At 40.3% G+C, this 22,320-nt stretch carries 18 protein-coding genes; 7 read left to right on the forward strand and 11 right to left on the reverse strand.

Translation table 11 applies throughout. From position 1 onward, the window contains the following. Positions 1 to 256: 256 nt before the first annotated feature. Positions 257 to 907, forward strand: a complete 651-nt coding sequence (locus tag I2F31_RS08240; RefSeq protein WP_195768697.1) for a response regulator — start codon at positions 257 to 259, stop codon at positions 905 to 907. A gap of 7 nt (positions 908 to 914) precedes the next feature. Here I2F31_RS08240 and I2F31_RS08245 read toward each other — a convergent pair whose 3' ends face one another. The 7 genes from I2F31_RS08245 to phoB form a co-directional block, all read right to left on the reverse strand. After that, complete coding sequence (locus tag I2F31_RS08245) at positions 915 to 4,397, reverse strand: PAS domain-containing hybrid sensor histidine kinase/response regulator (RefSeq protein WP_195768696.1); 3,483 nt, start codon at positions 4,395 to 4,397, stop codon at positions 915 to 917. 131 nt (positions 4,398 to 4,528) lie between these two features. Continuing rightward, complete coding sequence (locus tag I2F31_RS08250; protein WP_195768695.1) at positions 4,529 to 5,605, reverse strand: omptin family outer membrane protease; 1,077 nt, start codon at positions 5,603 to 5,605, stop codon at positions 4,529 to 4,531. Between the two features lie 157 nt (positions 5,606 to 5,762). Next, positions 5,763 to 7,166, reverse strand: coding sequence for a surface lipoprotein assembly modifier (locus tag I2F31_RS08255; protein WP_213014839.1), 1,404 nt, complete (start codon positions 7,164 to 7,166; stop codon positions 5,763 to 5,765). Positions 7,167 to 7,249: 83 nt separating this feature from the next. Further along, entirely contained in the window at positions 7,250 to 8,719 is a 1,470-nt protein-coding gene (locus tag I2F31_RS13505) for a Slam-dependent surface lipoprotein (RefSeq protein WP_195773736.1), read from the reverse strand. A gap of 503 nt (positions 8,720 to 9,222) precedes the next feature. Next, the gene (locus I2F31_RS08265; RefSeq protein WP_195773737.1) at positions 9,223 to 9,573 is read right to left on the reverse strand and encodes a hypothetical protein; all 351 of its coding nucleotides are present in this window, start codon (positions 9,571 to 9,573) and stop codon (positions 9,223 to 9,225) included. 20 nt (positions 9,574 to 9,593) lie between these two features. After that, the gene (phoR, locus tag I2F31_RS08270) at positions 9,594 to 10,958 is read right to left on the reverse strand and encodes a phosphate regulon sensor histidine kinase PhoR (protein ID WP_195773738.1); all 1,365 of its coding nucleotides are present in this window, start codon (positions 10,956 to 10,958) and stop codon (positions 9,594 to 9,596) included. A gap of 11 nt (positions 10,959 to 10,969) precedes the next feature. Then, positions 10,970 to 11,677 carry a phosphate regulon transcriptional regulator PhoB gene (gene phoB / locus I2F31_RS08275; RefSeq protein WP_195773739.1) on the reverse strand — a complete coding sequence of 236 codons (708 nt, stop codon included), beginning with the start codon at positions 11,675 to 11,677 and terminating at the stop codon, positions 10,970 to 10,972. Between the two features lie 257 nt (positions 11,678 to 11,934). Here phoB and I2F31_RS08280 point away from each other — a divergent pair, with 257 nt between their 5' ends. Next, positions 11,935 to 12,405, forward strand: a complete 471-nt coding sequence (locus I2F31_RS08280; RefSeq protein WP_195768689.1) for a GAF domain-containing protein — start codon at positions 11,935 to 11,937, stop codon at positions 12,403 to 12,405. A 23-nt stretch (positions 12,406 to 12,428) separates the two neighbouring features. Here I2F31_RS08280 and I2F31_RS08285 read toward each other — a convergent pair whose 3' ends face one another. The 4 genes from I2F31_RS08285 to I2F31_RS08300 all read right to left on the reverse strand — a co-directional run bounded on the left by I2F31_RS08285 (position 12,429) and on the right by I2F31_RS08300 (position 16,978). Beyond that, on the reverse strand, positions 12,429 to 13,793 hold the full coding sequence (locus I2F31_RS08285; protein WP_195773740.1) for an MATE family efflux transporter: 1,365 nt from the start codon (positions 13,791 to 13,793) through the stop codon (positions 12,429 to 12,431). A gap of 28 nt (positions 13,794 to 13,821) precedes the next feature. Beyond that, positions 13,822 to 14,979: a methionine aminotransferase gene (locus I2F31_RS08290; RefSeq protein ID WP_195773741.1), complete on the reverse strand. Its 1,158-nt coding sequence runs from the start codon at positions 14,977 to 14,979 to the stop codon at positions 13,822 to 13,824. Positions 14,980 to 15,080: 101 nt separating this feature from the next. Beyond that, positions 15,081 to 16,391 carry a DUF445 domain-containing protein gene (locus tag I2F31_RS08295; protein ID WP_195773742.1) on the reverse strand — a complete coding sequence of 437 codons (1,311 nt, stop codon included), beginning with the start codon at positions 16,389 to 16,391 and terminating at the stop codon, positions 15,081 to 15,083. 23 nt (positions 16,392 to 16,414) lie between these two features. Continuing rightward, on the reverse strand, positions 16,415 to 16,978 hold the full coding sequence (locus tag I2F31_RS08300) for a CC0125/CC1285 family lipoprotein (RefSeq protein WP_195768685.1): 564 nt from the start codon (positions 16,976 to 16,978) through the stop codon (positions 16,415 to 16,417). A 398-nt stretch (positions 16,979 to 17,376) separates the two neighbouring features. Between I2F31_RS08300 and gshA the strand changes: the two genes are divergently transcribed. From gshA to parE, 5 genes are all read left to right on the forward strand, one after another. After that, positions 17,377 to 18,957 carry a glutamate--cysteine ligase gene (gene gshA / locus I2F31_RS08305; RefSeq protein WP_195768684.1) on the forward strand — a complete coding sequence of 527 codons (1,581 nt, stop codon included), beginning with the start codon at positions 17,377 to 17,379 and terminating at the stop codon, positions 18,955 to 18,957. Between the two features lie 19 nt (positions 18,958 to 18,976). Then, a complete protein-coding gene (locus I2F31_RS08310; protein ID WP_195768683.1) occupies positions 18,977 to 19,468 on the forward strand; it encodes a disulfide bond formation protein B in 492 nt (163 codons plus the stop codon). A 118-nt stretch (positions 19,469 to 19,586) separates the two neighbouring features. Further along, positions 19,587 to 19,745: a hypothetical protein gene (locus I2F31_RS08315; protein WP_195773743.1), complete on the forward strand. Its 159-nt coding sequence runs from the start codon at positions 19,587 to 19,589 to the stop codon at positions 19,743 to 19,745. 48 nt (positions 19,746 to 19,793) lie between these two features. Beyond that, on the forward strand, positions 19,794 to 20,411 hold the full coding sequence (locus I2F31_RS08320; protein ID WP_213014840.1) for a YqiA/YcfP family alpha/beta fold hydrolase: 618 nt from the start codon (positions 19,794 to 19,796) through the stop codon (positions 20,409 to 20,411). A 3-nt stretch (positions 20,412 to 20,414) separates the two neighbouring features. After that, complete coding sequence (gene parE / locus I2F31_RS08325) at positions 20,415 to 22,295, forward strand: DNA topoisomerase IV subunit B (RefSeq protein ID WP_195773745.1); 1,881 nt, start codon at positions 20,415 to 20,417, stop codon at positions 22,293 to 22,295. The last annotated feature ends 25 nt before the right edge of the window (positions 22,296 to 22,320 follow it).

Here is a 22,320-nt window from a genome sequence, read left to right on the forward strand (position 1 = left end):
GTTTCTGACAAGACCATTTTAAAAGATGTATATCGTCGTTTAATTTAGCGCTGTAATGTATAAGTAAAATTTGGGATTAAAATGCGTGTTTTTTTAAGTTTTATTGAACTAAGTCATTGTTTTAGCCCTTTAAACTAAAAAAAATTAAAAAAATAAATACAGCATAAGAAAAAAATGTAATATTCAATACATTAAGTAAACTTTTGATCAGAAAATGACATGACTGATCGTTTTGAATAGGTATGGCCAAGCGCTTATGAATATATTAATCGTTGATGATCACCCATTATTTCGCCATGCGCTCATTCAGGCAGTGCGACAGGGCTTTCCATTGGCGGACATTAAAGAAACGGCTACAGTGAAAGAGTTTTATGCCCACTTAGAAAGTGGTACAGAACCAGATTTAGTTTTACTTGATCTGAATTTACCGGGTGCTTCAGGCTTTTCTGCATTGGTTCATGTTCGTGCCCAGTATCCGAGTATTCCAATTGTTGTGGTATCTGCACATGAAGAAGTCAGTATTATTCAACGTGCGATGGAACATGGTGCAATGGGCTATATTCCAAAATCTGCCAATCCACATTTAATTAGTGAAGCAATACAAGCTGTTTCGGATGGTGATTTGTGGTTGCCACCAAACTTGCCACATCATAATCATGTCGAAGTCTGTACTGCTGATGAAACAGCACTGGCAGCCCGTATTCAATCACTGACACCACAGCAATTTAGAGTGTTGATGATGGTGGCAGAAGGCTTGTTAAATAAACAGATTGCTTATGACTTAGATGTGTCAGAAGCAACCATTAAAGCCCATGTGACAGCGATTTTTAGAAAACTGAATGTTCAAAACCGCACGCAAGCAGTGTTAGCGATTAGTGTATTGAACATTCAAGAGAAAAAAATGTAGAGCCGTTTTAGTCAAGTTTTAAGCCAGATAACCAAGCACGCATAGATGCGGGCTTGAGTGGTTTTTTCAGCAAAGTGATTTGCTGCTGTTTCAGTTTTTGTGGCAAGTCAGGGTCTGAGTCGGCGGTAATGAGTGCAACGGGGACATCGGCTTGGCGATTTTTTTCAATAAAATCTAAGCCACGTTTATTTTGGTTTAAGTGTTGGTCAATCAACCACACTTGAATGTCATGTTGTTGAATCAGTTGTTCTGCTTCTTCAGGCTCTCTGGCTTTATACACCGTGTGCCCCCATTTTGTCAGTAGGGTGAGCATGCCTTCTAAAATGGCTTCGTCGTTATCTAAACATAAAATACGATAACAAGCGTTAGGTGCCACACTGCGTGCCATGGGTTGCGTATTGGCTTTAGGCGGTTCTATCAGTGGCACTTCAACCATAAAACATGAACCACGTGCTAGTGTAGAGTACACATAAACTGGGTAGTCAAGCATACGCGTCATACGTTGTACAATTGCAAGCCCTAAGCCTAAGCCCTGTTCACCCCATGGTGAGGTGTGACCACAGCGTTCAAACTCTTGAAACAGTTTCATACGTTGTGCTTCGGCAATACCGGGGCCTGTGTCCCATACCCCAATTCGAATATGATTGGCTTTAGAGGCGGAACGTAACACCCCAACAATGACTTTACCACTTGCGGTATAACGTAATGCATTACTCACAAAATTTTGAATAATACGGCGAATCCATTGCTGGTCTGTATCAATCCAAAACTGTGCATCACGTACTTTAAACTGAATATTTCGCTGTGCTGCAATGGACTTAAACTGCATTTCTAAGTCACTGAGTAAGTCATGTAATGGATAGGCTTGGCGTTGTGGTTGAATACTTGCCCCTTCTAAGCGGGCAATATCTAGCAGTGCCGACAACATACTTTCAGCACCATGCAATGCTCGGTCAAGTTGTTGTAAGGTATGCTGATCTTCTGTGGTGTGAATACTTTGTTCAAGTGCGGTACTAAATAAACGTGCCGCATGCATCGGTTGTAATAAGTCGTGACTGGCTGCTGCAATAAATCGGCTTTTCGATAAATTGGCTGTATCGGCTTGTTGTCGTGCAAGTTTTTGCTCTGCTAAAGCATTGGCTAACTGTTGGGTGCGTTCTTGTACACGAGCCTCAAGTACAGCTTCATTTTCACGAAAGGCCGTAATGTCGGCAAAGGTGGCGACAAAACCACCACCTTCAATGGCATTGCCTCGAATCTGAATGACTCGGCCATCTTTTCTGACCCGTTCAAATTCATGGGCACTGCCAACTTGCATCCAATGAATACGTTTTCTGACATGTTCTTCGACCGAACCCGGCCCACAATCACCACGAATGGCATTGTAACGAATCAGGTCGGCAATTGGGCAACCGACATAAATCAGCTCTTTTGGATAATCAAAGAGTTTAATATATTGGTTGTTCCATGCCACAAGGCACATATTTTCATCGACCACGCTGACCCCTTGTGTCATGTGGTTAATCATGGTCATAAGCAAGTTTTGGTGAAAGCGTTGCCACTGTGATGCTTGGTCTAAAATATTCGCCACTTGTGCCACGCCAAGTCCATTATGTGCAAGGGCTGTTTTTAACAGTGTACGTGCCGATGCTGCACCAATACTACTGGCAAGGTATTGTTCGGTAAAATTCCACCACATGCCGTTGGCCACTTGGTTGGTATTTAACACCAGTGCATTGTGTTTACAAAATTGTTGGAAAGCCCGTTTGGTATTATCTTCCCCGGTAATTCGACTGGCGAGGGTAAGTAAGTCACCAATTTTGAGTCGTGCACCATCTTGGTGGGTATAGAAAGAGTCGCTCGGTTGTGTAGAAGCCTGTAGTTTTTGGTCATAATAAAAAAAACTTTCTGCTTGAATTTGTTCAGCAACACTTGGGCGGTAGTGCCGAGAAACCCAAATATAAAACACAATATTTAAGCCCAAAGACCACATCACGCCGTGGGTGAGGGGAGATAAATATTCAAAGCCAAGCAATGCTTCAGGGCGTAGTAAATAAATACCAAAAAGGCCATCATTGAGTAATGCCGAGTGGTCACTAGGGGTATTTAAAAAAACATATTTAATGAGTGTAGGTATAAATAAAGTGTAGGTCCAGAGTAAAAAGCCAATGCCTAACCCTGCATACACGCCTTGTTTACTACCGCCACGCCAATACAAACCACCAATGAGTGCAGGTGCAAATTGTGCCACAGCACTAAAGGCCAATAGGCCTAAAACAGACAGCTGGGTTACGTTGTCAAAAACATGATAAAAAGAAAAACCCAGCAACATCACAAAAATAATGCACAGACGGCGAGCAATTTTAAGTACGGCAGGTAGTTTTTTATGGTGCCGTGAAATAATACCAAACCGCCACAGGGCAGGCATAATAAGGTCATTGCTTAACATGGTAGAAATAGCCACAGAAGAGACCAAAAGCATACCTGTAGATGCAGAAAATCCACCTAAAAATGCCAGTAAAGACAGCCATTCATTTTGGTAGCTGAGTGGCAAAGTCAAGACTGCTAAGTCGCCAATACCAATGTGCTCATATTGGTGGTGTAAGGCCCAACTTGCGATGGGGAAAATGGCAATTGCAGTGACGATGAGGTATGCCGAAAACCATTTTCTTGCCCCTTTAATATGCGTTTCATCACGTAGTTCGACCACTCCCACATGAAACTGGCGAGGTAAACAAAACATGGCAAGCGCGGCTAGAATGGTTTGTACCCAAAAAGTGCTTGGTAGGCCTGTATTTTGAATATGTGTATATTGTTGTTTTAAATCAAGGCTAATTTGAAGCAGGCTTTGAGGGTCTTGCAGAATAAAAAATAGAGCAACACACAGTAATGCCACCAATTTCACAAAAGATTCAACCGCAACGGCAAGCATGAGTCCACCATGCTGTTCAGTATTGGAAATTTGCCGTGTGCCAAATAACATCGACAGCATCACTAAAATCGCCGTCAAAAAAAGCACAATATTGGTGGTGTTTTGAATGGTATGGGTTTCAGGCAAAATGGTGGCGGTACTCATGGCAATGGCACGCAGTTGTAATGCCAAATAAGGCACTGTACCAATGACAGAAAGTATTGTAATAAGCGATGCTAAAGTGGCACTTTTGCCGTAACGTGCTGAAATAAAGTCAGAAATAGAAGCAATGGCATGATATTGTCGAATATGGCCTAAACGTCGCCAAATATCGTAACCAAAGGCAATAAAGAGTAAAGGCCCTAAATAGATTGCAAAATAGTTAATACCTTCTACGACAGCATCACCTGTTGCACCATAGAATGTCCAAGAGGAACAATACACACCTAAAGTCAGACTAAATAATAAGACACGACCTTTTGAGTTTAAATGTGATGCATATTTTTCACCAAAAAATGCACATAGAAATAAAAAAACAATATAGAGAATGAGGATTGCAATAATGAGCCAGCTATTCATGTGCACGATGTGTAGAAGGGAGTCAATCTATGATAACTGAAATATACTGTTTTACTGATTTTTATATCAGTTTGAGGTGGTAAAACCACGCGAAAAAAAATCTAACTTTTATTTTTTCGCGTGAAGAGGGCTTAAAAAATGTATTGTGCACCAAGGCCTAAATTATAGTAGCGAGAGGATATACCACCTTTACCTTCGTAATCTGAATGCTTAATGGTGACGGTTCCACCTGCAAGTTTGTAATCACTCCATGTGATTTCGGTAAAGAGCTTAATACGAGGTGAAATGTAGTAACCAGCATTGAGTGTCACTGCATAGAATTCGGAATCTTCAGCTTTTTCATAAATGGTCAGGTCACGCATATAGTGTTCATCTTGAGATTTAGATTTCACCCATGGACTCATTTTTGCAGTGGCGTTAATTTCATAGTTGTTATATCTGTAATTTGCTGTTAAACCTAAATAGTACAAACTAAATTTTTGTTTATAACCAACGCCCATCGCTTTGTCTGGAAAATGGCCTTGATACATCAGTGCAGTATCTTGCATGTAGTTTCCATATTGGTCAGATAAACCATACTGGTAACTTCCACCACGAGCAGTCCAACTAAATTGGCTGTGTTCATAGCCAAAAAGTAGGCCAACATTATAACTTGGTTTTTGTAGCAACCAATAGGTGAAATTGAGATCTATTTTATTTGCTGAGTTGAGCGAAGTATCTGGGTGGTTTGACCAATCTGTGAGTAGTGAACGGTTATTCATATCACGCCAGTCATAATCATTCATGGTCAGCGTTTTTTTGCCGACTGTTGTCCAACCGTTCATGTTAAAACTTAAATTGGGTGAAATGTTCCATGTGAAGTCGGTTTTGATAATAGGTACATTTTTAATCTCCCAAGTTAAAAGGCTGATTTGATCTGAGTAACTGTTGGTAAATAAATACTCTTTGCCTTGACCACCTGTGAGCATAGATGGGGTGATGCTTAACGTGACAGTAGGTTTTTGCGTAATAATTTCAATCTCTTCATAAGAGGCTGTCTTGGGCTGTCGCTCAATGGTGACTTCAGCCTCTTTTGCAATTTCAATTTCTTGTAAGTCTTCATTTTGTTCAGCTGACATAGATGGAGTGATTTGTTCTGCAACAGCAGAACTAATATTACACAGCCCCAAAATCATAAAATAATTTAATGCTTTGATTTTAAAATACATTGTATTTTTTACTCAAATTATAAATGAATAAATTTTAACAAAAAATAAACAGTTTGGATATATTTTATAACACGATCGTGCTGAGCATCTTTAGGTAATAATGCAAGAGCAACCCCAAAAAAACACTATATTTTTGATTGGGGGAAACTTTTGATGGTTAAAATGAACGTTCTACAGTCATAAACCATGAGCTATTGTGGCGATCATAGAGTGGTAAGTTGCTTTGTGTTTTTTGATATTTATAGTTGAGTTTAGGTATAAAGCCTTTCCATTGCCATTGTTGACGCCAAGTGGTGGTTGTCAAAGCATATTCATGGTCTTTTCGAATGGTATTATACCAAGTATTGTTGGCAAGAAATTGTCGTTGTGAGTAATTTAGATTTGTTCTCAAACTGGTGAGTTGTCCTGAATATAAAAAACCGAGACGAAGCCCTTGACGTACCGATGACTCACTACGATCTGCTAAGTGATCTTGTATGAAGCTCACGCCACTGTATAGTAAAAAGTTGGGTTTTGGCTGGTACATGATAACCACAGCTTGACTGTTGCTGTACCCATCATAGTATTTAGCGGTACTCGATTGATGGTAATTTTTTTCAATATATGAAGTATTTGCTGAAACCTTCCAACGTGTGGACAACTGTTGGCTATATTCTAAGTTTGTACCATAGTTCTGACTATAGCGATTATTTCCTAGAATATTCTGTTGAAGAAATGGCGTGAAAGCCCAAGAATGGTTTAAGTTTTTATATGAATAGCCTGTGCTGGCACGGACAGTTTGTTCACTATAGTCTTTGTTATCCCAGTAGTAAATGCCATCTAGAGATACGCCCATATTGACATAATGATGTCCCACTATATTTTTTTCACGAGATATTCCCATACTATAGTTCATCCCTTGTGCTTTTTTAGGTAGTGACTCAGTACTACGGATAAAATTTTTACCATTGATGGTTATTTCTTTTAAGCTTGAGGCTTGATTTACATTATTTGTTTTTTCATAGCTTGCATTTACGTCAAGTTGCCATTGTTGTGACTTTTTCATTTTTACGAGAATTTGCTCAACAAGTATTTGCATGGGTGGTGCAAGAAATGTTTTGACAGATTCAAATATAGGGGTTGCTTCAGCATAGCGTTGATCTTCAAACAGCATCATGGCTAAATCAAAACGTGGATAGTGTAGGTCTGGATTGTTTTCAGCAATATGTTGATAAAGCCGAATTGCATCATTTAATTTTCCCTGGTGTCGATACAATGCACCTAAGCCATAGTCATACAGTATTTGATCATAGACTTTACTGTGTTGATATTCTTGTAATAAGTGCTCTAAAGTTTCCCAATCTTTTTGAATAATGGCTTGGTTAATACTTCTTTCTAAGCTCAAATTTTGTATGTTCGCAATTTTAACTGTATTGTCTTGTGCAGGTATAAAAGAGACTTTTGGATAAATAGATGTTTTTTGTTCAAAAAATATGCTTTGATCGGGTGGGAGTTCCTGAGCAAATGTAGAGGACGAAAAAAATGCCCCAAGTATTGTGTAGTATTTAATATTCACTGACATGCAACCAATAAAGTGAAAAAACCGTCTGGAGGAAAAATTCAGACGGTTTTTTGAAAATTTAACAGAAGGGTATAATCATAGCGTTATTTGACATCGCCACGTGTACCACCAAAACCAATAGAGTCATTGTTGGTGAATACAATTTTACCTGCAACTTCTTCAGCATGTTTACCATAGAAACCGAGCGAATAATTCCCTGTGAGATCTGCTTGTTTTACAGTTGAACTAATATCTGTGCCAGAAATGGCACCTTTTTCAAGGGTAATGGCATTTCCTAAGCCTGTAATTGAACCTGAACCTGTACGCTCTGTAAAGTTTACGTTATAGCTTAGAGTTCCTTCATTGACGTTACTGGTCCAAGCTCCGCCTATGTTCTCTGGAATATCTTGAAAGGCTTTCCCGTTATAAGTAGCAGTACCTAATGTTGGTAAGGCATTAGAGTCGGTTTTTATGCCCAAAATAGAAATCTCTCCAGTTCTACCAATACTAACTTTTCTATTCATATCATAATTCATATCGCCTGTATAATTACCTAAAACAACCGAATAGTTTTGTTGGTAAGCTGCTGACTCGAATGCTATAGCATCTATTAGATCGCTAACTGTATCTAAATTTGAATTAGCTTTTTTTGCATTTTCTTTGTCTTCGGCAGTGGCATCTTTTGCTTTTGCTTTTTCATCTGCTTGAGTAGCAATTTTTTCCGCAATTAGATATTTATCTGCCAAATCTTTATAGGCTATAGATTTTTCATATAATTTTTTATAAGCATCTGCTTTGTCACGGGCAAATTTATATGTATCTGGCGATGCATCTTTATCAGTCTTACTGATTTCATCTAGTGCATTTATATAATTAGTTTGTGAAAAAACAACTTCATAATTTATCTCTGCTAGTCCCATTTTTTCAGCAGCAGCATCAGCAATAGCATCAGCTGCAGTAGTATCAGCACTAGCAGCACGTGCTGCTTGACCATTATTTTCTGCAATTTCCCATGCTTTGCGTGTCGCAATTTTTTCAGCTAAAGCTTGTTCAACGGTTATTTTATTTTCAGTCCCTATTTTATCTGCAACCGCTTTTTTCTCAGCAATGGCTTTATCTTCGGCGGCTTTTTTCTCAGCGATGGCTTTGTCTTCAGCAACTTTTTTCTCGGCGATGGCTTTATCTTCAGCAGCTTTTTTCTCGGCGATGGCCTTATCTTCAGCAGCTTTTTTCTCGGCGATGGCCTTATCTTCAGCAGCTTTTTTCTCGGCGATGGCCTTATCTTCAGCAGCTTTTTTCTCGGCGATGGCCTTATCTTCAGCGGCTTTTTTCTCAGCGATGGCCTTATCTTCGGTAGCTTTTTTCTCAGCGATGGCTTTATCTTCGGTGGCTTTTTTCTCAGCAGCGACTTTGTCAGCAGTAGCTTTATCTTCGGCGGCTTTTTTGTCAGCATCGCTTTGTTGCGGTGAAGTTGTTACATTTTGAGTGGTATGATTACCACCACTACTACATGCTGTGACTGTCAGGGAAATAATGATTGCTGAGACTATTTTCGGTGTATTTATTAGGGGCATCTTGTAATACCTTGGTTGATTTTAGGAGTTTTGCTTAAAGTGAAGCAAGAGAGTAATCTGATTTAAATGTATGAAAATTTATCAATAACCTTCTAGATAAACGCCAGACAATTTATTAGATTGTTTATATAATGTTAAATTATAAACTATTTTTGTTTGAATTTGTTTATCAATTATCATTTTTTAATATTATATTAAGCTGCTTTATATGTGTGTTCAGGATGATATTGGGGGAGGTTGAGCCTTCTTTATAAGTTGTTTTTATGAATATGAGGCATAAGGTACAGTGACTTACTATAAGTATAATTTCCTTATGCCAGTATTTAACTTTATTCTTTCACCATATAAAAATAATGAATTTTACAGTTACCAGCGAAGATCATCATTTTGACAAGCAGTTTATTGATCTTCATAACGGTTAAAGTCCTGTTTCTAATCAAACAATACAAAGCTTATTTTTTCCATTAGATGAGCTGAACACACCTTAGTTTTTGGAGGTGGATTTATAACCCCTGGAAAATACGATCACAGCTTTGGCGATCTGATTTTGCTTCTTGTTGCTGTTGTGGTGATAGACTTAAATAATAATGAATCATTTCATGAGCAAAGTTGTCATAAATTTTAGGTTTATTGAGTGCGTAGTCGGGTACGCCACCTTGTGCAACCTTATTAAAAAAGGAAATCAACGCTTTATCATCGGCTTGTATTTCTCGGTGTTCAATCACATAACACATGGCAATACGGTGGTAGGCTTTTTCTTCTTCTGATGGGTAAGTGTTGGTCACATAGATTAAACCCGCGATCAGTAAAAACACAGCGATAACCGCTGTGCTAAGGTATTGTTTTTTAGACATAGTATTTGCCTGTAAATAGACTAATTTTCATTTTGGCAAAGACGATCTTTAGGGAAAATCGCTTTAAAACAAGAACCTTGATTCACCTGAGACTCAATTTCAAGATATGCTCCATGTTGCATGAGCACATGCTTCACAATTGCAAGCCCAAGCCCCGTACCACCAGTTTGGCGACTACGTGCACTGTCGACTCGATAAAATCTTTCTGTGAGGCGCGGTAAATGTTTGAGGTCAATACCAATACCATTGTCTTGTACAGTAAAGTAGCCATTTTCTTGGTCGTCATGCCAACCAATGGTAATTGTACCACTACCTTTAGGCGTATACTTTATGGCATTGGTAATTAAGTTGCCAAAAGCACTGGCCAACTCCATGTCTGAACCAATCAGGTCGCTGTGGCTGTCTATGTCTAAATTAAGCATATGGCCATATTCTGTATTGTAAGCTTGTGCATCATCAAACAGCTGAGTCATGAGTGCAGGTATGTCTACAATCTGATTTTTTGCCATTTTACGGTCATTTTCAAGCCGTGAGAGTAGTAGTAAGTCATTGACCAAAGCATTCATACGTCGTGTTTGCGACTGCATTTGGTCAAAAGCACGTTGCCATTTCGGATTGAAGTTGTCTTGGTCGGTAAAGGTTTCTAAATAGCCACTAAGTACCGTGAGTGGCGTGCGTAATTCGTGTGAAATATTATCCACAAAGTCTTTACGCATTTGTTCTAAATTGTGTACACGAGTAATGTCATAGGCCACTAAAAGGTGACTTTCTGTACCAAAGCGGGTGAGTTTAATTTGTACGTGGTGGTCTTCAAACACAGACGATTTAATTTTAATGCCATCTGGGTGTTGTTCCATATTGTTAAAATATTCGACAAAAGCAGGTTGGCGTAAAATACCTAATAAATTATTATGTTTATCTTGTTGTTTAATGCCAAGTAGACGCTCTGCTGCAGGGTTCCACCATTCAATTTGGTGTAGTTCATCGGTAATAACGACAGCTTCAGTCAGTGCAAACAGTGACGATTGGGCACGGTCTATGAGTGTGACCATGTCTGCTTGTACAACCCGTTCTTGGCGTTGTGCCCGATAAATATTAAATGCCAATGCACCACACAAACCAGGTACATTGGGTGGCATGTCGTATGGTCGATGAGAAATCCAGTCATTGACCAAATACAAGGCATGTAGTCTAAAAGCAATACAAAGAACCACTGCTAAGCTGAGGCAAAACAGTAAGTAGCCTGTACCAAAACCAATCAAACCTGCAATGATTAAAAAAAAGCTCAGTAGTCTTATATCTTGTTTTGCATATTTCCAAAGACTACTGTAACGATAATTTTTATACTCTCGGCTGATTTCTGGCGTTGGGTAGTGTTCATACATAATTTTGAATCTTAGCTGAGTGCATCTGTGCGAGTGGAAAAGCGATACCCTGTACCACGTACAGTTTGCACAAATTTATCTACACCAAATGGTTCTAAGATTTTACGCAAACGGCGAATATGTACGTCAATGGTACGGTCTTCAATATATACGCTTCCACCCCACACATGGTCAAGCAGTTGTGCTCGTGTATAAGCACGTTCTGAATGGGTCATAAAAAAAGCCAGTAAACGATATTCAGTCGGCCCCATGTCAATAATATTGTCATTGAAGCTCACACGTTGGCTCACTGGGTCTAAAATTAGACCATTGGCATCAATAACTTTATCGCCACTGAGTGCATTTGAGCGTCTAAGTACTGCTTTAATACGTGAAATAAGCTCTCGTGTAGAAAACGGCTTGGTCATGTAGTCATCTGCACCTGCATCTAAGCCTTGTACTTTGTGGTCTTCTTCACCACGAGCAGTGAGCATAATGACAGGAATTTCAGACAGTGTTTCATCGCGTTTTAAGCGGTAACATAATTCAACACCACTTAAGCCACCAGGTAGCATCCAATCGAGTAAAATCAGTGATGGTCTGCGATCAACAATCATTTGGTGTGCTTGTTTGGCATCTTCTGCTTGTAGACATTGAAAACCAGCCATGTCGAGTGAGGTATGAATCATCTCACGAATGGGTAGTTCATCATCGACAATTAAAATGTAATCCTCTTTCATGGCTGCAATATCCTATATGAATTTTTTATGAACTGTGGGCTATTACAAAGATTTATTATGACAGTATTATTGCAATAAATCCGTCATTTAAATTTTACGCTGTTTTTTTGTGACAAGATGAAGTCGTTTTGGTGAAATTCAGGTGAAATTTGAGTAGCTGTTTTTAAAAAGATTGAACTATATCTATGATATTTATATTTTTTATTTTATAAAACAGTGGTGGGTGTTGTTTTTTAGTGTTTTAAAAGGAAAAAGTGATGGCTGAGCATTTAAATGTAGTGGAAGGCGATAAAATTGAGCAATATGAAAATATCTTGCCACAAATTCGTGGTTTGATTGATGGTGAGTCTGACTTAATTGCCAATTTAGCCAATGTGGCTGCCGCATTAAAGTCACAGTTTGATTGGCTTTGGGTTGGTTTTTATTTGGTAAAGTCTGAAGAGTTAGTGCTTGGGCCATTTCAAGGGCCAATTGCATGTACGCGTATTGCCTACGGTCGTGGAGTCTGTGGCACAGCATGGCAAAAGCAAGAAGTATTAATTGTTGATGATGTAGAACAATTTAAAGGCCATATTGCATGTAGCTCAGAGGCACGTTCAGAAATTGTGTTGCCTATTTTTTCAGGCCAAGACTGTATTGGTGTGTTAGATATCGACAGTGCACATTTAGCCACGTTTGATGCCATAGATGAAAAATATTTGCGTCAAGTCGTGGCATTATTGGCATAGCATTTGTGTGGAGTTGACCGATTTTACACTAAGCGTTGAATCGGTTTTTTCTTCCACACAAGACGGTAGTAGCCATATTGTAATAGACTCAAACAGATAAAAGACAAGGCATAAGCCACCCAAATGCCTTGTAAGCCTAAAAAGTGGCTAAAGACATAAGCACAAGGCAATTCTATGGCCAAAATTGTGCCAATATTAATCAGCATGGGCACATTAACTGTACCCGATGCCCGCATAATAGAAGAAAAAATAGTACTCATACCAAAAAATAAAACTGACCACAGCACGGTGTAAAGTAAGGTTTTAGCCAGTGTAATCACATGAGGATCAGTCAAAAATAATTGAAGCAGATGATCTGCACACAAATAAGCAATCACCACCAAACTGCCTGTAATTGCTAAGCTGGTCAGTATTGCTGTTTTGGTCACTTGCTCTAGCTGCTCACTTTTTCCTGCACCAATGGCTTGAGATGCAAAAATAGAAGCTGCAATCGCTACAGATAAGGTTGGAAATTGAATATAGTTCATGACTTGATTAATTGCCCCGTAGGCCGCAGTGGCATCTGCACCAAAGGAGTTAATTAAACGTACAATGACTAGCCCAGACAATGATGTAGTAATCATTTGAATGCCTGTAGGAATACCTAGTTTTAAGACTTTAGGGCACAGTGTTTTGTGAAAACGAATGTCTTTGAGTAAGGCAAAATTGGGTTGAAGGGCATGGTTTTTGTAATTGAGATAGATGGTTAGAAATAATAAAACAGCAATATTACTTAAAATAGAAGCCACCGCAGGTGCAGTTGTGCCTAATTGCGGTAAGCCAAAATAGCCTTTAATCAGTGTTGGTGTGACCACAATGCCAATTAAACAGGTCATGATTAAAGCAAAAAGAGGGGTTAGGCTGTCACCCACACCCCGTAATAAAGAGGTGTAAATGATATAAATAAAAATCAGTGGACTTGCAAATAACATGGTACGTACATAAGGCACAGACAAATGCTGTACATCATTCGCTACGCCTAGAAATTGTAAGATATGTGGCGTAAAAGTACCGCCCAATACGGCAATCACTGTGCCTAAAATGAGGGTCATAAACAGTGTTGTACCCACCACTTGCCTGACTTTATCTAAGTCTTTTGCGCCCCATGCTTGCCCAACAAGCACACTTGCACCCGATGACAAACCAATAATAAATGCCATCATGCTAAATAAAATTGGAAAAAATACAGCAATGGCCGCCACTGCATGTACACCTAGCATTTGCCCCACAAAAATGGTGTTAATGGTTCCTGAAAGGTTTTGCAAAATATTGGTTGCAATCAAGGGCAATACAAACAAAATAAATGTTTGAAACAGTGGTTTGTTATTTGCCATGAGTGGCTTGCTCATTTTTGTACCCATTGCAAAGCGTTGATGGTTAGCATGTGGCTAAAATCTCTGTGGCATGTTGTAGTGTTGAGTTTTGTTTTGCAAAACAAAAGCGTAATAAGCGTAGTTGTTGTGGTGGTTTTTTATAAAATGCCGACAATGGAATCGCGACAATTTTATGTTGTTCTGCCAAATATTGGCACATTTCTACATCATTTAAATGCGGTTGAATTTGGCTGTAATCGAGTGTTTGAAAATAAGTACCCTGACTTGTGGTATAGGTGAAACGAGACTCTTTAAGGCCTTGTAAAAACAGATCTCGTTTGGCTTGGTAAAAGCTTGCCAACTGAGCTAAATGCTCTGGGTGCTGTTGCATAAACTGGCTGAGAGCCACTTGTACAGGAGCGACACCACAGAAACTGGCAAATTGGTAGACCTGTCTAAATGCTTGCATTATTTTGGGTGAGGCGGTGCAATAGCCTGTTTTCCAACCTGTGACATGAAAACTTTTACCAAATGAACCAACCACCATACTGCGGTCACGAAGCTTAGGAAAATCAAGAGCACTATAATGCTGTTTTTGGTCAAAGACTAAGTGTTCGTATACTTCATCTGATAAGACCATAATATTATGTTTTTCAATGATTTCTATGAGATTAAACCAGTCTTGTTTTGACCAAATTGCCCCTGTGGGGTTATGTGGTGTATTGACAATAATCATGCGAGTTTTCGGGCTAATCGCATCTTTCACCTTTTGCCAGTCCACACTAAAGTGCGGGGCTTGTAAGTGAACATGAATGGCTTTTGCACCCACTAAGGCAATAGAGGGCGCATAGCTGTCATAGCTTGGGTCAAAAACAATGACTTCATCACCCGCTTGAATAAAGGCTTGTATGGCACAGTGTAGGGCAATGGTTGCCCCTGAAGTAATGGTGACTTCTTGGTTTGGGTCTAGATTTAACTGAGGGTTACGCTGTTTAAAAATTTGGCATACTTGCTCACGCAGGGCAGGTAAGCCGTCACCTAGAGGGTACTGATTGTACCCTTGAGCAGTTGCATCTTGCAGTGCTTGAATGAGTGAAGGAGGTGGCGCAAAGTTAGGAAAACCTTGTGACAAATTTAGTGCATTTAACTGCTGGGCAAGTGCAGACATGGTAGAAAAAATAGTTGTGCCTGTTTGTGGTACTTTGTTATTGATATGAAACATGCATGATCCTTATGTGGTGTTTTAACCTTATTTATCTGTGCTATTTTTACTGAAGATAAGGTGTAGCAGCAATACACTTCAGTCTGTGGTCAATCTATACCTTAAAATGCGTAGTCGACCAATGCCCGAACTGTCCCTAGAGCTAAGCCAATACATGAACCAACAATTACGCCGTTGACGCGAATCATGTGTAAGTCGCCGCCGACTTCATTTTCAATTTTTGCAATCATGTCGGTAGAGTCCCACTCATGAATACGTTCGCTAATAAAGCGAATGACTTTGTCGCTGTAGCGGTCACTAAAATGTACCGCCAAAGTGCTTAAACGCTGGTTGAGTAAAGCGCCAACTTCTTGGTGTTGTAGTAGATTTTCTCCAAGTGTTTCAATGGCGGCTTGTACATTTTTAGCAATGCCTGAGTCTGTTTTTGCCAAGTCGCTTTTAATGGCATTAAATAAAATCACCACAGCACTGCTCATAAAGTTAACCAATTGAGGGCTATTTAATAGGGCATTTTTACTGTGGTTTAGACGCTCACTGGTTGTGCTGTGGTCTTGTTGTAATTCGAGCATGAGGCTCTTGCCATACTGTTCGACATACTGTCGCCATGGATGCTCACGGTCTTGTAGCACTTGTTCAAGCTTTTCCATAAAGCTGTCTACCGTGCGTTGTTGCATGTCTATACCCAAAAAACTCGCCCCTTTAGAGAGTTTTAAAATCCCCAGTTCTTTAAATAGGGTGGTGGTGATTTCTCTGACTTGTGTTGGGTGTTGTAAAACCCATTCGTGGGCACTGTCTAAACCTTGCTGTAGTAGCTCTTCGTGAAAGTCATTGTCTAAAATAGAGTGCAACATTTCACTGGCTAACTGGTTGACCTTGGTGTTTTCAAGCCATTGAAGGCTGTTGCTTTGAATAAACTGTGCAATTTTTTCTTGTTCTATAAAATCAAAAATTTTAGGTAAAATTTGTTGCATCACTTGCGTGATTTGTCCGCTATTTTTAGGGTTTTGTAGCCATTGCCCTAAGCTGTGGCTTAAATTGGTGTGTTGTAAACTTTTTTCCACCACCTGTGGCGATAAAAAGTTTTCTTGCACAAAATGCCCCATAGACTCAGCAATTCGCGCTTTATTGCGGGGAATAATTTCAGTGTGGTCACGTAAAAAACGTGGAATGGGAATCTGACCAAATGGGTTGCGAAACAGTACAGTAATGGCATACCAATCTGCTAAACCACCTACAACACCTGCTTCGGTAGACAGCATAAGTATGTGGAGTATATTGCTGTACTGTGGGAAAAACTTGGCACTAAGCATGAGTGCAACCCACGCAACCACCGCCATCATCAGTGCAATTGTGGCAAGGCGTTTACTGCGCTGTAAACTGTTGATTAAGCTTGGTTGCGTGTCTGAGGTCATATCCGCGTCCTAATGGCGAGTGATTATGATGTTTTTTTTACGTCAGGTTTTAATATATCACCATTTTCTGCCACGCCATATTTTGCCCCCAGTGATTTTAAAATCAAGGTTGCATTAAAGGCATCACTTGGTGCGTTTTGCATGTTTTTAAAGCAAGTAATGCTATAGGCCACTTCATTGGGTTCAATGTTAACGACTTGACCTACGTTATCCCATGGGTCATTCCAGAAAAAGGCAGGGCGAGGGCCATAAAAACCATACGGTCTAAACATTGGCGGTGGTGGTGTGTAAACAATAGCTTGTCTTGGGGGTTGGTTACGACTACTTGGGTCATTGAGTATTTTAAAGTAGGTAAAGCCATGTTGTATTGCAGTTTGAGCGGCTTTCACTAATGTAATTTCTTGGGTTGTGCCATAACTCATATTGGGTGATGTTTTTACACTCACTCTAAAGGTTTGTTCATTTAATTGATAGGTTGAAAAATTTGCAAGTTGGTTGAACGTTTGTGGCTGCAATGTACTACAGCCCGATGCTGTGACGAGCAACAAGGCACATAGACCTGAGCCGAGAAATTTTTTTGTATTCATGCGGGTACTCCAAAATGTGTATATTGAGAGATCAGAGATGAATGCCCTGAGTGTTGCATTGGCGTGATCTTTGTTTATGCCTACAGATATGATTGGTGTCCTAGATTAAATAGAGTTTAATTTTTACCATAATGCATTGTTCTAGGGAGATCATTTATTTTTCAGTTTCAACATAACTGAGCCATTTTATTAAAAAATGAATTTTATGCTGAAATTGTGTATCTTTAAGCAGAACATATTTTTTATACCGTTGGGTGTGTGTTAAATATGGCGGTTTTTCTATAATTTTCTTGATATTTGAGTGTTTTACCACAAAATGAAACAGTCAGTAACTATGCTATAAACTAACATAGGTAGGTACACGTGTTGTAACCGCATAAAATGAGTGAGTGAAGTCTATGAGTCAGCCCTATGCCAATACAGGCTTTGTTGTACCAACATGGTTAAATGCATCGTTATTAGAAGGTACATTACGCGGTATTGAGCGTGAAAGTCTACGTATGCAAAGTGATGGTTACTTGTCTAAGCAACCACACCCTGATGCATTAGGTGCAGCACTGACTCATCCCCACATTACCACGGACTATTCAGAAGCTTTACTTGAGTTTATTACCCCACCACACCCAAGTATTCAAAAAGCATTGAACGATTTGGCAGATATTCACGCCGTTGCACATGAGCATTTACCTGAAGGTGAGCGTTTATGGCCTATGTCTATGCCGTGTATGTTAGATAAAGAAGAACAGAACATTCCTTTGGCCCAATACGGCACATCTAATCTTGGACGCTTTAAAACATTATATAGACACGGCTTAGCAGTGCGTTATGGTCGCCGTATGCAAACCATTGCCGGGGTACATTATAACTTGTCTTTTTCAGATGCTTTGTTTGATGTATTACAACAGCACGAGCAAGATCCAAGTTTAAAAAGTTTGAGTGCACAAGATTACCGAAGCCAGCGTTATTTTGGCTTGATTCGTAACTTTATTCGTTATACCCCTATGGTCATTTTTTTGTTGGGTGCAAGTCCAACTGTATGTGGCAGTTTTGTATTAGATCGTGAGCACGACCTACAACGCCTTGTGGCAGGAGCACTGCATCTACCTTATGCTACCGCTTTACGTATGGGGAAATACGGCTACCAAAACTCGGCACAGAAACAGCTAGGTATTCGTTATGATGACTTAAATGGCTATTTATCTGGCTTGGAAAAAGCGGTTAAGCAACCGTATGCGCCATTTACAGCATTAGGTTTAGACAATGAACATGGCGAGCCTATACAGATTAATGACCATACACTACAAATTGAAAATGAGTATTACAGTCTCGTTCGACCAAAACAAACTCCAGAAGGCAATGAAACGCCGTCGCAAGCCCTGAAAACACGTGGTGTTGGCTATGTGGAGTTACGTTCGGTTGATGTAGACCCATATTGTGCGATTGGTATTACTGAGCACAGTGCAGCATTTTTAGAGGTATTGGCACTGTATTGTTTACTAAGCCCAAGCCCAAATATCTCTGAGCAAGAACAAGTTCGTATTGAGTTGAACCAAGCTAATATGGTGGCCAATGGCCGTGCAGCAGATGCGACTTTTGAAACAGAACAAGGGGCTGTGACTGTTGTAGACTGGTTAAATCAGCACCTAGAGCACATGCAAGGTTTAGCACAATTGTTTGACCAAAGTGTAGCGTCAACGTTATATACAGATGCTTTGGCTTTAATGAAAAGCCGTGTACAAGACCCAGAGCAAACGTTATCTGCACATGTGATTAAAGATATGCTAGAGCAAGGGGGTACATGGCGTTTAGGGGCACACTTAGCACAGCAACATGCACAGGTGTATGATAAGCATGAGCTTAGCCTTGAAAAACAGCATTATTTTGATGACTTGGTACATATGTCGAAACATCAACAGCATGCTTTAGAACAAGCAAATCTGATAAGTTTTGATGAGTACTTACGTCGGTTCCGCTCATAACTGAGCTAGAGAGTATAAAATGAAACTCAGCTATCGTTTAATCAATGCCTTTTTGGTGTTGGCTTCAGTCGCAGGCATGGCATTTGCCTTGTACTTAGAGCATTTTAAGGGCCTACAGCCGTGCCCACTGTGTGTATTTCAGCGTGTTGGCCTGATTTTTATGGGACTCTTTGCCTTTATTGCTTTATTACACAATCCAAAATCACGGATATTTAGAGGCATTTATGCCTTGCTTGCCACGCTGAGCATATTGTGGTCGGCTGCTGTGGCGGCACGGCATGTCTGGATTCAACATCTGCCTGCGAGTGAAGTACCCAGTTGTGGCCCTGGACTCAATTATTTGGTTGATGTATTGCCTATGAAAGAAGTACTTGCCCAAGTACTCACAGGCTCAGGTGAATGTGCAAAAATTGATTGGACGTTTTTAGGTCAGTCTCTGCCTGTATGGTCAGTACTATTTTTCGCGGTACTTTTGATCATGAGCTTTACGCAATTTTTCCGCAAGGCTTAAATGCGTGTATTGCCTACGCTAAAGAGCATACAGACCAGTTACATAACGGCTACAACACTTTATTGTGGCTACATAAAGCAGATTTAAGCTAGTATTTTTCTTCAAGTGAGTGCGATTGATGAAAACGCTCAAAATAATGCTTGCCAGTGTGCTGGTACTTTCTGTATTAAGTACCTCAGGTTGTATGTTGCTCGACCCATGGTGGTGGGGTGGTGGTGGCCCTCATGGTGGTCACGGCGGTGATGGTGGCGGGCCACATGATGGTGGTCCACGCTAAAAGATAAAGCCTTACCTTTTTCGGTAGGGCTTTTTTATAGGGGGAGTGATGGCACAGCCTATACATTTAATCTACTTTCATGGCTTCCAAAGCCAAGCCAACTCTGTGAAAGGGCAGTTATTACGCCAATATTGTGCACAGTACTTTCCGCATATTGATGTCTATTTGCCCGACTTAAACCGATCGCCACAGCAGGTGATTGAACATATACGGCATTATATGGCACAGTACCCAACGCATCAGTTTTTTTGTGTGGGGAGTAGTTTAGGTGGCTTTTACGCCAACTACATTGCGTGTTTATATGGCTTAAAATCTGTGCTGATTAACCCAGTGGTTGACCCTGCTTTAGTCTTTGCACAGCGTATAGGGATTGATCATTTGCCATATAAAGTGACTAAAACATGGTCATTACAGCAACACGACTTAGATGAATTAGCACAGATGCTAGACAGCATTGCGCTAAAACGCAGTGAAAAACTACTATTATTGCAACAAGGCGATGAAGTCTTGGATTATCAACACGCACAGCGTTATTATATGCAAAACCCATCACAGTGTATGATGGTGACAATGCATCATGGCAATCATGTGATGGATAATTTTGCAGACAAAATTCCAATGTTAATGATGTTCTTACTACGGTGTTTTACAGCAAGGAAAATATAAAACGTGTCACAATATACGGCTCAATCACTTGAAGTACTCTCTGGTTTAGACCCTGTTCGTCGCCGTCCTGGCATGTATACAGACACCACCAGACCAAACCATTTGGCACAAGAAGTTATTGATAATGCTGTAGATGAAGCACTTGCAGGTCATGCCAATAAAATTACTGTAACCGTATATAAAGATGGGTCATTGTCTGTGCAAGACAACGGGCGAGGTATGCCTGTAGACATACACCCCGAATATGGCCAAAGCGGTATTGAAATTATTTTAACCAAACTGCATGCAGGCGGAAAATTTAGCACCGATAACTATGAGTTTTCAGGGGGCTTGCACGGGGTCGGTATTTCTGTAGTGAATGCATTGTCTACACGGGTAGAGGTAGATGTGCAGCGTCAGGGCAACCTGTACAGTATGGCCTTTGAACAAGGTGTCCCTGTTGCACCGTTGGCAGTCGTAGAAGGGAAAGTTGCGAAAAAAAATACCGGTACAACGGTCCATTTTTGGCCTGAAGCCAAGTATTTTGACAGTCCCAAATTTGCTTTAAAAGCATTAAAACATAATCTAAAAGCCAAAGCGGTACTTTCGGCAGGTTTAGAAATTCACTATATCGATCAGATTAACAACGAAACCATACAGTGGCAGTTTGAAAATGGTTTGGTCGATTATTTAATGGACGAATTACAAGACCGTGAAATATTGCCAAACCCTGCGTTTGTGGCACAAGGTCAAGCCGAACGTGCAAGTTGTGAGTTTGCTTTAAGTTGGAATTTAGAAGGTGGTGAGCAAACCCAAGAAAGCTATGTGAACCTGATACCGACGGCACAAGGTGGTACGCACGTCAATGGCTTGCGTTCAGGCATTACCGAAGCATTGCGAGAGTTTTGTGAGTTGCGTAATTTACTACCACGCCAAGTCAAACTCTCTGCTGAAGATGTATGGGATGGCGTGAACTATATTTTATCGCTCAAGTTTCAAGAGCCGCAATTTTCAGGTCAGACCAAAGAGCGTTTATCTAGCCGTGAAGCTTCGAGTGTTGTGCTTAATATTGCTAAAGATGCGTTTACTCTATGGTTAAACCAACATTCAGACTTAGCATTACAGCTTGCAGAAACCGTCATTGCTAAAGCAGGGCGTAGACTCAAAGCGGCTAAAAAAGTCGAGCGTAAAAAAATTACATCAGGTCCTGCCTTACCCGGGAAATTGGCCGATTGTTCGGGGCTGACACGTGAAGAAAGTGAACTGTTTATTGTAGAGGGTGACTCGGCAGGGGGCAGTGCCAAGCAAGCGAGGGATAAAAACTTCCAAGCCATTATGCCAATACGAGGCAAAATTTTAAATACATGGGAAGTGGCATCTGATGAGGTGTTGGCTTCTCAGGAAGTACATGATATTGCCATTGCTATAGGGGTAGATCCTGGCAGTGATGATCTGTCTGAATTACGCTATGGTCGTATTTGTATCTTGGCCGATGCCGACTCAGATGGTCTGCATATTGCGACCTTATTGTGTGCATTATTTGTAAGACATTTCCCAACATTGGTGGAAGAGGGGCATTTATTTGTGGCGATGCCGCCGCTATACCGTATAGATGATGGTAAAGATGTTTACTATGCTTTAGATGATGCAGAACTTGAAGCGACGTTGAAAAAAGCCAAAAGTAAAACCCCGCAAATTACCCGCTTTAAAGGCTTGGGGGAAATGAACGCAGGGCAGTTGCGTGAAACCACAATGGACCCAAATACACGCCGTTTAGTACAACTTGATTTAGATGATGCACATTTAACCGCAAATCTGCTGGATAAACTTTTGGCTAAAAAACGCTCGGCAGACCGTAAGCAATGGTTAGAGCAAAAAGGCAATTTAGCAGATGTTGGGTTGTAGTTCTTTATTGCAAGATACGATAGAA

It is taken from the genome of Acinetobacter rathckeae, from assembly GCF_015627125.1.
GTDB lineage: Bacteria > Pseudomonadota > Gammaproteobacteria > Pseudomonadales > Moraxellaceae > Acinetobacter > Acinetobacter rathckeae.

Excerpts from the sequence above, each read along its gene's own strand:
- I2F31_RS08255 (WP_213014839.1), bottom strand. The coding sequence starts at position 7,166 with ATGTCAGTGAATATTAAATACTACACAATACTTGGGGCATTTTTTTCG.
- I2F31_RS08265 (WP_195773737.1), bottom strand. The coding sequence starts at position 9,573 with ATGTCTAAAAAACAATACCTTAGCACAGCGGTTATCGCTGTGTTTTTA.
- I2F31_RS08315 (WP_195773743.1), top strand. The coding sequence starts at position 19,587 with ATGAAAACGCTCAAAATAATGCTTGCCAGTGTGCTGGTACTTTCTGTA.
- I2F31_RS08245 (WP_195768696.1), bottom strand. The coding sequence starts at position 4,397 with ATGAATAGCTGGCTCATTATTGCAATCCTCATTCTCTATATTGTTTTT.
- I2F31_RS08250 (WP_195768695.1), bottom strand. The coding sequence starts at position 5,605 with ATGTATTTTAAAATCAAAGCATTAAATTATTTTATGATTTTGGGGCTG.
- I2F31_RS08280 (WP_195768689.1), top strand. The coding sequence starts at position 11,935 with ATGGCTGAGCATTTAAATGTAGTGGAAGGCGATAAAATTGAGCAATAT.
- I2F31_RS08300 (WP_195768685.1), bottom strand. The coding sequence starts at position 16,978 with ATGAATACAAAAAAATTTCTCGGCTCAGGTCTATGTGCCTTGTTGCTC.
- phoB (WP_195773739.1), bottom strand. The coding sequence starts at position 11,677 with ATGAAAGAGGATTACATTTTAATTGTCGATGATGAACTACCCATTCGT.
- I2F31_RS13505 (WP_195773736.1), bottom strand. The coding sequence starts at position 8,719 with ATGCCCCTAATAAATACACCGAAAATAGTCTCAGCAATCATTATTTCC.
- gshA (WP_195768684.1), top strand. The coding sequence starts at position 17,377 with ATGAGTCAGCCCTATGCCAATACAGGCTTTGTTGTACCAACATGGTTA.
- I2F31_RS08290 (WP_195773741.1), bottom strand. The coding sequence starts at position 14,979 with ATGTTTCATATCAATAACAAAGTACCACAAACAGGCACAACTATTTTT.
- I2F31_RS08320 (WP_213014840.1), top strand. The coding sequence starts at position 19,794 with ATGGCACAGCCTATACATTTAATCTACTTTCATGGCTTCCAAAGCCAA.
- phoR (WP_195773738.1), bottom strand. The coding sequence starts at position 10,958 with ATGTATGAACACTACCCAACGCCAGAAATCAGCCGAGAGTATAAAAAT.
- I2F31_RS08240 (WP_195768697.1), top strand. The coding sequence starts at position 257 with ATGAATATATTAATCGTTGATGATCACCCATTATTTCGCCATGCGCTC.
- I2F31_RS08285 (WP_195773740.1), bottom strand. The coding sequence starts at position 13,793 with ATGAGCAAGCCACTCATGGCAAATAACAAACCACTGTTTCAAACATTT.
- I2F31_RS08310 (WP_195768683.1), top strand. The coding sequence starts at position 18,977 with ATGAAACTCAGCTATCGTTTAATCAATGCCTTTTTGGTGTTGGCTTCA.
- I2F31_RS08295 (WP_195773742.1), bottom strand. The coding sequence starts at position 16,391 with ATGACCTCAGACACGCAACCAAGCTTAATCAACAGTTTACAGCGCAGT.